This is a genomic window from Qipengyuania huizhouensis, from assembly GCF_019711635.1.
In the GTDB taxonomy this organism is placed as follows: Bacteria; Pseudomonadota; Alphaproteobacteria; order Sphingomonadales; family Sphingomonadaceae; genus Qipengyuania; species Qipengyuania huizhouensis.
The window spans coordinates 375,586-388,601 of sequence record NZ_JAIGNT010000001.1 but is presented as its reverse complement, the minus strand read 5'-3'; the positions used below and the strand labels follow the sequence as shown (position 1 = coordinate 388,601).

The following is a 13,016-nucleotide window of genomic DNA, read 5'->3' as shown; positions in this document are numbered from 1 at the left end:
CCGGAAAGCGAGAAGCCATGAAAATTGCGCTCATCAATGAAAACAGCCAGGCCGCGAAGAACGGAATTATCCATGATGCGCTGACCACCGTAGTCGAGCCGCTGGGTCACGATGTTCACAATTACGGCATGTATTCAGCCGACGACGATGCGCAGGTCACCTATCCTATGGTCGGCTTGCTGACAGGTATCCTGCTCAATTCGGGGGCCGCTGATTTCGTGGTCACGGGATGCGGCACGGGGTCTGGATCCATGCTTGCCGCCAACGCCATGCCGGGTGTGTTTTGCGGTCTCATAGTTGACCCGACTGACGCTTTCCTGTTCGCGCAAATTAACGACGGTAACGCGATCGCAATGCCCTACGCCAAGGGATTCGGCTGGGCGGCCGAACTCAACCTTCAGGATTGCTACCGCAAGCTCTTCGAAGGCGAGAGCGGGGTGGGCTACCCTAAGGAGCGGGCGGCTATCATGAAAAAAAACCGCGGCGTTCTCGCGGAGCTCAAAGCCAAGACCTGCCATGATATGCTTACGGTCTTGAAGTCGGTCGACCAGGAACTCTTGAAAAGCGCTATTGCGGGCGAGAAGTTCGCCGACTTGTTCTACGCAAATTCGAAGGACGATGCCATCAACGATTATCTTCGCAGCCTGTGAAATCCAGAAGATTGAGGGAAGCGAAATGAAGGACAATCCGTTTGCGCTGGATGGCCGCGTCGCGCTGGTCACCGGTGCCAATACCGGCATTGGTCAGGGCATCGCCGTTGCGCTCGCAAAGGCCGGGGCCGATGTGGTCATCGTCGCCAGAAGCGATCCGGCAACCACACGATCGTTGGTGGAGGCCGAGGGCGTGAGGGCGCACGTAATCATGGCCGACCTTTCCTCGATCGAACCATGTCACCGTATCGTCGAAGAGGCGGTCGAAGCGTTTGGCCGGCTCGACATCCTCGTCAACAACGCAGGCATTATCCTCCGTAACGACGCACTCGATTTCTCGGAAGAAGATTGGGATGCGGTGATGGACGTGAACCTGAAGGCTCTCTTCTTCTTGACTCAGGCAGCTGCTCGGCAAATGACCGATTGGGCCAGTCAGTCCGGTCAGCGGGGAAAAATTGTAAACATCGCCAGTATGCTGACCTTTCAAGGCGGCGTCAGGGTGCCGAGCTATACGGCGTCAAAGAGCGGCGTCGGTGGGCTGACCAAACTCATGGCCAACGAATGGGCGCCTAAAGGCATAAACGTCAACGCCATCGCTCCGGGCTATATCGCGACGAACAATACAGCCGCGCTTCAGGCAGACGAAACGCGCAATCGGCAAATCCTCGAACGGATTCCCGAAGGCCGATGGGGCGACCCGGCCGATATTGGTGGAGCGGCCGTCTTCCTGGCCAGCAGCGCCGCCGATTACGTGCAAGGACACATCCTGGCGGTTGATGGCGGCTGGCTGGCGCGGTAGGCGCCGAGGAAAGCGAGCATGACAGTCTTCATCTTCGGCGAGGCAATGCTGGAATACCACAGCGAAGGCGGCTCGGGCCTGCGCTACGGCGGCGATACGCTCAATACAGCCATTCATCTTACACGCGCTGGCCATGATGTTGCCTACGTGACGGCTGTCGGAACAGACCCGATTAGTGATGCGCTGGTATCTGCCTGGGCTGCCGAGGGTATTGATACCCGGTTCGTCCTGCGCCATCCCGCGCGCCATCCTGGCATCTACGCCATTCATCTCGATGCCAATGGAGAGCGTAGCTTCCTTTATTGGCGCGACCAGAGCGCAGCGCGTGAGATTTTCCAATTGGAAGGCATCGCAGACGCGCTAGCTGCGGCAAAAGATGCGCGCCTGGTATACTTCAGCTTGATTACCCTGGCTGTAATCGGAGACGAAGGGCGACAGCACCTGCTCGAGCTAGCTACCACGCGGCGCTTGGCGGGCCGCGCAATAGCGTACGACAGCAATTTCAGACCAGCACTCTGGTCAAGTATCTCAAAGGCGCGTCGAACGTCCCAACATGCTGCTGAAGCCTGTTCGATCGGACTTCCAACAAATACTGACGAACGCGAACTTTGGGGTGATCATGATAGTGATGTAGAAATCGCGCGAAGGTGGTCAGGAAATGATCGAACGGTCGTGTTGAAGGCTGCGGATAGAGGGTGCTTCTTGGCCTCGGATGGTCAGATCGAGCCCGAGCTTCTCCCCGCGAAGAGGGTGGATGTCGTCGATACGAGCGGAGCGGGCGATGCCTTTAATGGTGGTTTTCTTGCTGCATGGTTGTCGGCAAAAGACCTTCACGAATGCGTGGAAGCGGGCCAGAGGTTAGCCCGCAAAGTCATCGGTCATAGAGGAGCAATCGAACTCTGAAGACCCAGAACCATTCGGGCAAAACCCACCTTTGTGAGCCGCTTTCGCGGTTATCCGCAGGACATCGTCAGCGCGAAGTCTGCTTCTTGAAGAGTTTGGCCAAAAGCAGACAGACAGCTATCGGCCCCCAAGCAGTGACACCCCGATCGTTTCTTCACCGGCCAATGTTGGTCAAGGAGAAAAGAAATGGGACACTCACGGTTTGATGCAGCCACGCGATATCGTCCGGCTTGGAACGCTGGCAAAAATGTTGGCACGAAGCGCCCGCTGACCCAGAAGCAGATCTGGGCTGTACGCTTCCATCTGGATCGCGAAGGACGATTGAGGGACAAAGCACTCTTCGATCTCGCGATCGACAGTAAACTGCGCGGTTGCGATTTAGTGAAGATTAAGATCGGCGATGTGGTCGCAGGCGCTGAAATCCGCAATCGCGCTACAGTTATCCAGCAAAAGACCAACCGGCCGGTTCAGTTTGAACTCACCGCCGATGTTCGAGCCACGTTGATTGCGTGGCTTGAACGCCGCGGCGGCTCGATAGGCGATTACTTGTTTCCGAGCCGTGTCGATCCGGCTGGGCATATGAGCACACGGCAGTATGCGCGCCTTGTCGACGAATGGGTAACGGCGATCGGACTGCGCAAAGCAGAGTATGGAACGCATTCGTTACGCCGGACAAAGGCGGCGATGATATACCGTGCGACGGGCAACATCCGGGCTATCCAGATCCTGCTGGGACATACCAAGATCGAAAATACAGTTCGCTATCTTGGCGTCGATGTCGAGGACGCACTGCTTTTGGCAGAACGGACAGAGATTTAGCTTATCAGGATGGTCGGCCGCATCGGTAGCGGCCGACCATGCATACTGGCACCATCGCTCCAAGAAAGTCTGATTACCTAAGGAATGCATCCCCGCTCAGGGATCCAAAAAAGCCGGTGACAGATAGCTAGTGGTGTGTAATGGCTCAAAGGCAAGCATAATCAGGGGGATAAAGCTCATCATGCAAGGTGACGATTATCCATCAAAAAATGTGCCTTTGGTGGGAATTGGCGCATCGGCTGGTGGATTAGAAGCTGTCAGACAAGTTTTCGATGGCATTCAGCAGACCGGTCTCTGCTTCGTTGTCGTCATGCATCTCGACCCAAACCATCAGAGCATGATGGCGGAATTGATCGCGCGAGGAACGGGCCTGGACGTTCAGCAGGCCCGCGATGGCGACGAGCTGGAGCCTGACAAGGTCTTCGTCATTCCGCCTGGGCACGGCATTCTCGTGAAGGACGGGGCTCTGGCACTGACCGAGTTTTCGGAACCGCGAGGCATCCGGCGTCCCATCGATGATTTTTTCACGAGCATGGCCAGTGATTGCGGTGCAAACTCTGCCTGCATTATCCTATCCGGCACAGGAGCGGATGGTTCGATGGGCATGCGTGACGTGAAAGAACACGGCGGCCTTTGCATCGCTCAGGATCCCTCAACAGCGCGCTATGACGGTATGCCCGTATCGGCTGCCCGGACAGGAATGGTCGATCATGTGCTAAAGCCGGAGGAAATGGTGGAGCGCACCAGACGCTTCTTCCAGCACAATGTCGAACGAGGCGAGGCTATCCGCGCATCGGACGCTATCGAAGGAAATCTCGAGGCCATTTGTGAGCATTTGGCGGATGTCGTTGGCCACGATTTTTCGGGTTACAAGGCGACCATGCTTGCCAGGCGCATCCAGCGCCGGATGCAGGTGCTCAATATCGGATCGGGCGAGAAATACCTTGATCGTCTTCGGTCTGATGAGGGTGAATGCGAAGCGCTGTTCCGCGATCTTTTGATCAATGTGACACGGTTTTTCCGCGATCCCGACGCATTCGAGGAACTCCGCTCCCGGGTTCTTGAACCCATGGTCTCTCAGGCCAGTCCCGACGAAGCCATTCGCGTGTGGGTACCAGGCTGTTCAACCGGTGAAGAGGCCTACACTCTAGCCATCATGTTCGCATCTGCTGCTGAAAAGCTCGGTAAGCGTGTCCATGTGCAGATTTTCGCGACCGATATCGACGACGATGCACTCGCGATCGCACGCGAAGCGGTCTACCCGGCGGGCACTTTGGAGGATATTCCAGAAGAATACCGGCCTTGGTTCTCGGAGGCTCACGATCGAATGATTGGCGTGGCTCCCAGTATCAGGGACATGGTGCGATTCTCGCATCACAGCCTGATAAGGGACCCATCCTTTTCGCGTCTCGATCTCATTTCCTGTCGCAATCTCCTCATTTACATGGATGATCGTTCGCAGGCGTCTTTGGTGCCGCTGTTCCATTTCGCGCTGAAGCCGAGCGGGTTCCTGTTCCTTGGACCTTCGGAATCCATTGGTCGCCATGACGACCTGTTTGTCCCGGTCGATCAGCGGATGCGATTGTTCCGGAAACGCGACAACAGCGTGTCTCGAATGGTTCCAATGCCGATCTCCTCGCGGGCGCTCGATCGCGGCAGGATGCGTCAGCGCAAACCATCAAAGCCTGGCCAACCATCTCAAGGCAATTTCGAGGAAGCGGAACGGAGGATACTCGACCGGTTTGCGCCGCCCCATATAATTGTCGATCAAGGTGGTTATCTGAAAAGCGCCTCTGGCCGATTGGGTCGTTACCTCGAAGTGGGAAAAGACGATGGTCCCACTCAGGTGTCGAGTTTGGTTCGGCGCGGCTTGAAGGCCCCGATCGCTCGAGGGATGAGAGAGGCGGGCAGTAAGGGCAGGACCGTGGCGCAGCGCGACGTCACGGTAAAATCGGAATTCGGAAGCCAGAAATTCGACTTGGTGATAGATCCGCTGAACGACGGGACCTTTTTGATCGCCTTCTTGGACACCGAGCGGTTTCGACAGGCCGACATGGATGACGACTTCGCATACTTGGAGCCACGCGACGATGTGGCCGAACTGGAGGACGAACTCCAGACGATGCGGTTCCGCTTGCGCTCCACTGTGGAGGAATTGGAAACCGTCAACGAGGAGTTGAAAAGTTCCAATGAAGAAATGATGTCGATGAACGAGGAGCTCCAATCGACCAACGAGGAACTGACGACCGTCAATGACGAACTCAAGGTCAAGATCGATCAGTTGGCCACCGCTAACGACGATCTTCGGAATTATCTCCATGTTGCGGAACTAGGCATCCTCGTGCTCGATGAAGAGTTCCGGATCCGCCAGTTCACCGACCGCGTAATGCACCTTTTTGCTCTCCGCTCCTCGGATCGAGGTCGCCGTCTGGAGGAAATCGAAAACCGCATTCCCGACCAACTTATCATGCAGGATACCAAGGCGGCGGTGGCCAATGGTGAGGTTGTCGAGCGCACGTTGAATATGGACGACGACGGCAATACGCTGCAATTTTCTGTCCGCCCCTATCGTCGCGAGGATGGTACTACAGCAGGTGCAATCCTCACGTTCACCGACGTGAGCGCCATTTCACGTGCAAAAGCCGATCTAACCCGGCAATCTCAGCGATTGGGAATGGCTCTAGGTCTCGGCGGAATCGGGGTCTGGAATCGCGACACGCAGACTGGCCTTGTTGAGGCCGACGAGAAAACCCGTGCAATCTTGGGATTGGGCAATACCGCCGTTAAGGCACTCGAAGATCTTTTCTCGGCGGTCAGCGGCCATAAGGCCGACGAAATTGCGGCAGACATCCGCCAGACTCTGGAAAACGGCGAAGATTTTCACGGCGAGTATCCGATCGCTGGCTGGGACAGTAAAGCCGAACGCTGGGTAGGCGTAATCGTCCGTCGCATCACCATCTCCGACGACAAACAAACCAGCCTGGGCTTAGTCTCCGATATCACCGATGAGCGCAGCCAGAAGCTGGCAAAAGATCTGTTCATCCGAGAGATGAACCATAGGGTTAAGAATCTATTTGCCGTGATCGGTTCGATGATTGGCCTGATCGCACGCAACGTCGATGACGTACCCACTCTTGTTGCCATTACGCGTGATCGGATCGAAGGGCTGGCACGCGCGCACTCGGCAACTCAGGGAGAGAAGGCTCATGATTGGCTGGATCTCGCCGAGTTAGTCGAAAATGTGGTGGGTGGCGTAGCCGGTCAACAAGCAGAACGGGTAACACTGCCTGAAACCACGGTGATATTACCAGGAGGGATGGCGACGTCGTTCGGTTTGATCTTTCACGAACTCGCGACGAATGCCGCGAAATACGGAGTGCTGAGCGGACGTGGGGGAACGATAAAAATTGATTGGGAAGTTGTGTCCGCGGAAAGCGGGAAACGTAACCTTCGCATCAGTTGGATCGAACGCCTTGATGATCCGATCGCAATCGACCCAAGCTTGGAACGATCAGGATTCGGAACGCGCCTGATCGACACAACAATCCGTCAACTCGAGGGCAAGGCTGAAAGAAACCTGAGTCCGAGCGGCCTGGAAATCTGGTTGAATATCCCAGTCTCGCAGACAACCGAGACAATCGCTATTTCTCGCTGAATTCCAAACGCCGTTCGATGTCCTCTCGCAGGAATCCCGCCTCGATCTGCGCGTGTATTGATCGAGAAAAGATAGTGAAATTGTTGAGCAAGACGTCTCCGTTGGCTCCTGACAGAAATGGTCCTGCCACGTCGATGAGCTCGTGAAGGCGTTCGTTCACCAAATTTCGAGATATGTGAGGCGTGACATCGAACTGCGATCCTAACATCAACCTGCGATTGGTAACCGGTTCAGTCAGCGGAAAAAGGAAAAGGAAGTTAGCGAACGCACTTCCGTCGACGCGGAAGTTCAAGAGCATACCCCGAGATTCCTGAAATCCGTCGATTGCTCTTTTGATATCATCTCGTTGAGCCGCTGGAGCAGGTTGCTCACCCTGCAGGAAGCGACAATTTCGCCCTATAATCTCTTGTTCATCGTAGCCGGTAAGGTCTGCAAAAGCGTCGTTGACCTGACACAAAGGCGCATCAGTTACCGTAAGGTCGGCCACAACCAAGGGAATGCGAGCCTTTTGAACAATATCTGCCACCGTTTTAGATGGCGGAGATGTGGTTACCTGAGGTTTTCCAGACATTCGAACTCAATATCTTTATTGGCCCTCTTGGAGAAGGCCTATAAATTCTCGATACGGGATCACTCCGCTTTGCAACGCTGATCCGATCGGGCTTAAGAGATTTGTTTGCATGGTAAGCGCATCTCTACGGGTTCAATATCGACACATTTGCCTGTGGCTCTCATGCGAAGGTCTCGCATCCTTCCGAAACGAGTCCCAACGCATTCTTATCAATGTCAGCTTCACCATTTCTCGTCGATAAGTGCGGACAGTCCGCTAACGGCCCAAAAACGGAACATCTAAGTTGGCAGTAGCTGGCGAGTTGCAAGACAAACTCATTTTGATCCCTCTCGTTCTCTCCTGGCATACCAAAGGCCGTTAGTGATCAGAACCCTACACCCAATCTTACGCCTATTCGTGCGTCGGGAGCGTCTTCAGTCAACCCGGCGCGCGCATCAATTCCCAGTCGCAGATCAGAGGAAATGCCAGCAGCCAAGCCAACGCCCACAGACTGGTGGTTTTCGACACTCCGTGTGGCTGACTCGTCGTAGCTATAGTCCAATGTAACCGAACTCGAGCTGCCTAGAATAAATTGGGCGCCTGCACTTCCGCTCAAAATGTTGCGGACATCGAAGCCTTCCGGTTCACCGACCATCGTATAGCTAGCAGATACAAAAGGGATCGCTCTCCCGAATTGCCTAGAAACCTGACCGCTTACGCCGTAATCCAGCTTGCCTGTGCCTAACGCTTTCTCACGTGAGGCTGTCGGTACTTTCAAATTTCCCCCAATGAATGCGTTCACACTGCCAAGTGGTACAGAGTATCCGCCTTGCAAAACGAGGTCACCGACACCCTCGCGGGTACTTTGACGCGTCTGCGTCGATGGCTGCGAAAGCAGCGGAGTTCCAAGCACGCCGCCGTTGCTGACGATCAGTTCTTCGGGAGCTGAAGTGACAACATAGGGGATAGAGGCAGCGAAGGAAAAACGGCCGGTTTGCCCGGCAATACCGGCGCTTGCAGCGAACGTTTCGTAATCCTGACCGTTGACCTCCCCTGAAACGTAATCTGACCCGGCGAGCAACGTGATGTCGCTCTCAGGACCCTGCCTTTCGTCTGTGATCGTGGTGGTTTCTTGCGCCACTGCGGGAAAGCTCAACCATGAGAAAATGAGAGTTAGCTGCGCGATCCGCATAATGAATTGCTCCATGATCCGATGTTTTCGGCTGGTCTTGCTGTGATGAGCGGGAAAGCCGAGGAGTTGGGAAAAGGCCGGACACCCGTCTGGGAGTCCGGCCTCCGTTTTCCGGGGCTGCGACTTATTCGGTGCCGCTTGCCTCAGCGGGACGCTCGTTGGATGCTGTTCCGCTGGCACGGCCAGCGATCAGCACGTTGCCGCTGGCCGAGAGGCTACCGGCGGGAATGGTAGTGAGGCCGTCCTTGGTATCGATGATTAGCTGTCGCACTTGACCGCTGCGCGTTGCCACGATCTCGCGGACGGTGCCGAGGTGCTCGCCCGAGGGAATCTGGACCGGCATGCCGGGGGCGACCGCGAAGGCGCCTTCACCCTGAGCGGCGCCACTGCCTGCAAGGGCGAGCATACCGTTATCGATCATTCCTGCGCCCGAAGCCGCGCCGCTAGCCGATCCGGCTACGTTTCCAGCCTGGTCGGCCGCGCCAGAGATTCTATCACGGGCCGAGCCGACGCCGGGGGTGGCGGTGGCGGTGGCTCTTACGGTCGAAACAGTTTCGCTTGCCTTCCTTGCTCCATCGCCAACGACGCCGCTCACAGTATCGGTGCCAATTAGCTGGGCATTTGCGGTGCCCGAACCCGAGGCATTAGCCGAGCCGGAGGCGGTGCCAGAAGCCTCGCCGGCAGGAGTGCCTAGCAACTGATTGGTAGTTGCATCGAGGCTGGTGTCCACGCTGCGGTCAATGGCAACGCTGCCGCTCTTTCGATCAACATTCTGGTTACCGCGGGTGGCGGCATCCCCGCGCACCGTGCTGCGGGTTACCGGTCGCAGGGTCTCAGCAGACGTGCGGAGCGTCGAGCCGACCGTGCCATTGAGTGAGCCAGTGATACCGCCGCCGCCCAGTAATTGCGCATGGGCCGGGGCTGCAAACAAAGCGAATGCCGAAGCGGTAAGTAGAAGAGACTTCATCATAAGTTCCTTTCCGATCCCGGATGCGAGGGGGTCGGTGCATCCGTTCGAAAGGGAAACGGGTGGGCTGCGGCACTTAATCCATAAGCGCGTCGAAAAAATTTTCAGCGCCCTGTGCAGGTGGCGCAGACCAGGCCCCTGCCATAGGTATCGTCGGCGCCCTTGCGCCCCAAGTCGATTGCTTCGGCATCGAGCACTCTGCGCCAGTTTTGGCCTTGTTCGATCGCATTCGCTGCGCGGGCGGCGACCAGCGGAGTAGCGAAAGACGTGCCGCGCAGCCTGATGCGCTTGCCCTTGGCATTGCGACCATAAATGTCGGCACCGGGAGCGGCATAGTCCAAATGGAGCGCACGACCGGCCTCAATCAGAGCACGGCGCTTGCCGTCGACTGCCGTCACCGCCACGACTCCCTCATAGAAGCAGGGTATGCGGGTGGGGCGGCCGGACCGTCATTGCCGACCGCAGCCACGACGACCACTCCTTTGCGCTGCGCTGCGCGGATCGCTCTTTCGAGCACCGCGTTGCGCGGGCCAACCAGGCTGATCGTCACCACTTTGCTGCCACGCGAGACCAGCCAGCCGAGGCCCTTCGTCATCGCCAGCGCATTACCGCCCGCCTTGTCAGTCCCATAGACATCCGCAACCCGGATCGTGCCCGCTCCCGCGTGGGCGAGGAGCGACGCGACTGAGCTGCCGTGATGACTGGGATAGGGCGCGCCCTCTGCGAAGCCGCGGGTTTCCGCGACCTTGACCGAGCTTCCCGGTGCACCATCGATCATACCAACTGGAGCGGCTCTGTTCGAAGAACCCTGCGCCGTGACCGCGAGTATGGGGCCGCCTGCGCTACCCGATTGGAAATGGAGGCTGTCCGCGCTGATTTGCGCGTTTGGCAAGAGACGGATGAGAGTTTCCTGCGCTTCGGCCAGTTCCATGCCTGCAGGAGCACCCACTCGCATGAGGGACAGGCCGAGCCCCTCCACCTCTTCGCGGGATAGCAGGATGAACCCTGCGTCGAGAGCGGGGCCGAGGGAATCTTCAGAGACATCCATGACAAGCAGTTCGCCTTTCCGAGCGGGTTCGCCTGCGACATCGAGTTCTATCGCGTCGGGATTGCGCTGCACCAGCCGCTCAATGGTCCTGAGCCGTTGACGGGCGAGCCTCTCTATAGAGCGCCGCAAATCGGCCCGCGTCTCGTGGAGCGTGTCGAGCGTTCCACCCACGACCGGCCCCACCTGCGGCAACTGAACGCGCGGCAAGGCGACCTGTGCAGCAAGTGGCGCGGCGAGGAGGGCCAGTCCGGCACAAAGCAGAGTGAAAATTCGCATCAAGGTCTCGCTCATCAGATAAAACGCATTAAGCATGGATGAAACGCATGCACTCGTCCGTTTAATCCCTGGAAGGCAGAGACACTGAATACATCGTTCGAGAAAGACTTGCTGGCCCTGTTGCCCCGGTTGCGCCGCTTCGCGATCGGGCTATCCGGCAACCCGCACGACGGTGACGATCTCTGCCAGATGACGATCGAGCGCGCGCTCTCCAACCGGTCCCGATGGGAAGAAGGCACGCGGCTCGACAGTTGGATGTATCGGATCATGCGGAATATCTGGATCGACGAGGGGCGCAAAACGACCCGCAGCATGCAAACCTTCGTCGCTGAGGAATCCGGTGTCAGGGTCGGCGGAGACGGCGCGCAGGAGGCCGCAGTGGAACTGAGCAATGTCGATCGCGCCATGCAGAAACTGCCCGGAGACCAGCGCGAAGCCGTACTGCTCGTGATGGTCGAAGGCTATGCTTATAAGGAAGCCGCAGAGATCGTCGGTTGTCCGGTAGGCACGCTCAATTCTCGCCTCGTGCGCGGGCGCGATGCTTTGATGGCAATGCTTGGAGAAGCAACGTGACTATTACGCCGGAAGACATCGCCGCCTTTGCCGACGGGGAACTGTCCGACGAACGCGATGAGGAAATCGCCGCTGCCGTGGCGGCCGATCCCGGCCTCGCGCGGCAGGTGAACCAGCACAAGGCGCTCAAGGCGATGCTCGCCGAGCACTATGCACCGGTGCTCGATCAACCTGTGCCCGACCGGCTCGTGGCGATGCTCGCCAAATCGCAGGAACCAGATGTGGCTGATTTCGCTGCCGCCCGCGAGCGGCGGGAGACCCGTCGGCGCCTACCGCACTGGGGCTGGATTGCCGGACCGGCGCTGGCAGCCTCATTGGCGCTTGCACTATTCCTGCCGGGCACGAACGACGAGACAGAGGTCTATGCCGATACACAGCTGGCTGCGGTACTCGAACACACTCTCGTCGCGAGCCAGTTACCGGCAGAGGAAACGCGCGTCCTCCTTTCTTTCCGCACCGAGGAGGGGCAGTATTGCCGCGCCTTTAGTGGCAGCGCGGGCGGTGGGATCGCCTGCCGTGACGATGAGGGCTGGCGGCTAGAGGTGCTCGGCGAAGGTAGCGAAGGCGCCACTACCGACTACCGCATGGCAGGTGCAGGCGACGGTGAGATACTTGCGCTCGCGCAGGAGATGGCCTCGGGGTCTGCTCTCGATGCGGAAGGTGAGAAGGAGGCTCGGGTACGGGGCTGGCGCTAGGGAACCACAAATGGCAAAGCCAAAGATCCAGGTAACACCAGCGCACAAGAAAGATTGAAGCGTCCGCTTTTCAAGATCCAGACACGAGAGCGGACAGTCTGCAAACGGCCCCGAAGCTGCCAAAATGTTGTGCGCCCACAATTCAGACGTTTGCAGTTCAGTTCGATGCGACCTTTAGCAAACATTGCGATTTCGCAGTCCGCCACGTTACAGAGGTTTGATGTGCAATCTCTACCGCACCCGCGCCTCGCTCGAAGAGATTGCCCGTCTGTTCAGGGCCGAACTGCCAGACGAAGCAAGGGCGGCGAACCTGTCGTCTGGGATCTATCCCGGAACCCCGGGACCGGTTGTTCGGGCAATCCAGGGTAAGCGCCAGCTTGCGCGCATGACCTGGGGTTTCCCGCTCCGGCAGCGCAGCAAGAAGACCGAAAAGCCGATCAAGCCCAATCCGGTAAACAATGCCCGTAACCTTGTAAGCCCGTTCTGGAAATCGGCTGCGGCCAATCCTGAATGGCGCTGTCTCATTCCTGTCAGCGAGTTTGCCGAGGCTGAAGGTAGGAAGGGCCAGAAGACCCGAACGTGGTTTTCGGTAAGCGACGAGCCTGTATTTGCCTGGGCAGGACTGTGGCGACCGTCCGCCGAATGGGGCGATGTCTATTCGGGAGTAATGACCGAGGCGAACGAACTGATTGCGCCGGTGCATGACCGGATGCCGGTGATCCTGGAACCAGTAGATCACGAGCGTTGGCTGCAGGGCACGTTCGAGGATGTTCTGGCGCTGCAAAAACCGTGCGATCCCGACCGTATGATGAGGGATCGCACCCATGAGCCCTGGGTGGCCGGGCGATAGGATTCACATCTTGATCGGTTGACGGAACAGTGGGAACAT

Annotated in this window: 11 protein-coding genes and 1 pseudogene; 8 read left to right on the top strand and 4 right to left on the bottom strand. The window is 57.7% G+C overall.

Features of this window, described 5'->3' with window-relative positions; all coding sequences use genetic code 11:
* The first annotated feature begins 17 nt into the window (after positions 1 to 17).
* The 5 genes from K3180_RS01810 to K3180_RS01790 all read left to right on the top strand — a co-directional run bounded on the left by K3180_RS01810 (position 18) and on the right by K3180_RS01790 (position 6,826).
* On the top strand, positions 18 to 650 hold the full coding sequence (locus K3180_RS01810) for an RpiB/LacA/LacB family sugar-phosphate isomerase (RefSeq protein WP_221537933.1): 633 nt from the start codon (positions 18 to 20) through the stop codon (positions 648 to 650).
* A gap of 25 nt (positions 651 to 675) precedes the next feature.
* On the top strand, positions 676 to 1,449 hold the full coding sequence (gene kduD, locus K3180_RS01805; protein ID WP_221537932.1) for a 2-dehydro-3-deoxy-D-gluconate 5-dehydrogenase KduD: 774 nt from the start codon (positions 676 to 678) through the stop codon (positions 1,447 to 1,449).
* Positions 1,450 to 1,467: 18 nt separating this feature from the next.
* Positions 1,468 to 2,352 carry a sugar kinase gene (locus K3180_RS01800; protein ID WP_221537931.1) on the top strand — a complete coding sequence of 295 codons (885 nt, stop codon included), beginning with the start codon at positions 1,468 to 1,470 and terminating at the stop codon, positions 2,350 to 2,352.
* A gap of 186 nt (positions 2,353 to 2,538) precedes the next feature.
* Positions 2,539 to 3,171: a tyrosine-type recombinase/integrase gene (locus tag K3180_RS01795; RefSeq protein ID WP_221537930.1), complete on the top strand. Its 633-nt coding sequence runs from the start codon at positions 2,539 to 2,541 to the stop codon at positions 3,169 to 3,171.
* A gap of 181 nt (positions 3,172 to 3,352) precedes the next feature.
* Positions 3,353 to 6,826 carry a chemotaxis protein CheB gene (locus K3180_RS01790; protein WP_221537929.1) on the top strand — a complete coding sequence of 1,158 codons (3,474 nt, stop codon included), beginning with the start codon at positions 3,353 to 3,355 and terminating at the stop codon, positions 6,824 to 6,826.
* Here K3180_RS01790 and K3180_RS01785 read toward each other — a convergent pair.
* From K3180_RS01785 to K3180_RS12845, 4 genes and pseudogenes are all read right to left on the bottom strand, one after another.
* The gene (locus K3180_RS01785) at positions 6,813 to 7,397 is read right to left on the bottom strand and encodes a PAS domain-containing protein (protein WP_221537928.1); all 585 of its coding nucleotides are present in this window, start codon (positions 7,395 to 7,397) and stop codon (positions 6,813 to 6,815) included. The genes K3180_RS01790 and K3180_RS01785 overlap by 14 nt on opposite strands.
* A gap of 364 nt (positions 7,398 to 7,761) precedes the next feature.
* On the bottom strand, positions 7,762 to 8,568 hold the full coding sequence (locus K3180_RS01780; RefSeq protein WP_221537927.1) for a hypothetical protein: 807 nt from the start codon (positions 8,566 to 8,568) through the stop codon (positions 7,762 to 7,764).
* Between the two features lie 124 nt (positions 8,569 to 8,692).
* Positions 8,693 to 9,538 (bottom strand): hypothetical protein, encoded by an 846-nt coding sequence (locus K3180_RS01775; protein ID WP_247710222.1) that lies wholly within the window; start codon positions 9,536 to 9,538, stop codon positions 8,693 to 8,695.
* A 101-nt stretch (positions 9,539 to 9,639) separates the two neighbouring features.
* Positions 9,640 to 10,313 (bottom strand): annotated as a pseudogene (locus K3180_RS12845) (S8 family serine peptidase).
* 675 nt (positions 10,314 to 10,988) lie between these two features.
* Between K3180_RS12845 and K3180_RS01765 the strand changes: the two are divergent.
* The 3 genes from K3180_RS01765 to K3180_RS01755 all read left to right on the top strand — a co-directional run bounded on the left by K3180_RS01765 (position 10,989) and on the right by K3180_RS01755 (position 12,977).
* The gene (locus tag K3180_RS01765) at positions 10,989 to 11,432 is read left to right on the top strand and encodes an RNA polymerase sigma factor (protein WP_247710251.1); all 444 of its coding nucleotides are present in this window, start codon (positions 10,989 to 10,991) and stop codon (positions 11,430 to 11,432) included.
* The gene (locus tag K3180_RS01760) at positions 11,429 to 12,127 is read left to right on the top strand and encodes an anti-sigma factor family protein (RefSeq protein WP_221537926.1); all 699 of its coding nucleotides are present in this window, start codon (positions 11,429 to 11,431) and stop codon (positions 12,125 to 12,127) included. The genes K3180_RS01765 and K3180_RS01760 overlap by 4 nt, the downstream gene beginning before the upstream one ends.
* 220 nt (positions 12,128 to 12,347) lie before the next feature.
* Positions 12,348 to 12,977, top strand: coding sequence for an SOS response-associated peptidase (locus K3180_RS01755; protein ID WP_221537925.1), 630 nt, complete (start codon positions 12,348 to 12,350; stop codon positions 12,975 to 12,977).
* Positions 12,978 to 13,016: the final 39 nt, after the last annotated feature.

What these genes read in the sequence shown, in the direction of transcription:
- K3180_RS01810 (WP_221537933.1), top strand. Translation starts at nt 18, where the DNA reads ATGAAAATTGCGCTCATCAATGAAAACAGCCAGGCCGCGAAGAACGGA.
- kduD (WP_221537932.1), top strand. Translation starts at nt 676, where the DNA reads ATGAAGGACAATCCGTTTGCGCTGGATGGCCGCGTCGCGCTGGTCACC.
- K3180_RS01800 (WP_221537931.1), top strand. Translation starts at nt 1,468, where the DNA reads ATGACAGTCTTCATCTTCGGCGAGGCAATGCTGGAATACCACAGCGAA.
- K3180_RS01795 (WP_221537930.1), top strand. Translation starts at nt 2,539, where the DNA reads ATGGGACACTCACGGTTTGATGCAGCCACGCGATATCGTCCGGCTTGG.
- K3180_RS01790 (WP_221537929.1), top strand. Translation starts at nt 3,353, where the DNA reads ATGCAAGGTGACGATTATCCATCAAAAAATGTGCCTTTGGTGGGAATT.
- K3180_RS01785 (WP_221537928.1), bottom strand. Translation starts at nt 7,397, where the DNA reads ATGTCTGGAAAACCTCAGGTAACCACATCTCCGCCATCTAAAACGGTG.
- K3180_RS01780 (WP_221537927.1), bottom strand. Translation starts at nt 8,568, where the DNA reads ATGCGGATCGCGCAGCTAACTCTCATTTTCTCATGGTTGAGCTTTCCC.
- K3180_RS01775 (WP_247710222.1), bottom strand. Translation starts at nt 9,538, where the DNA reads ATGATGAAGTCTCTTCTACTTACCGCTTCGGCATTCGCTTTGTTTGCA.
- K3180_RS01755 (WP_221537925.1), top strand. Translation starts at nt 12,348, where the DNA reads ATGTGCAATCTCTACCGCACCCGCGCCTCGCTCGAAGAGATTGCCCGT.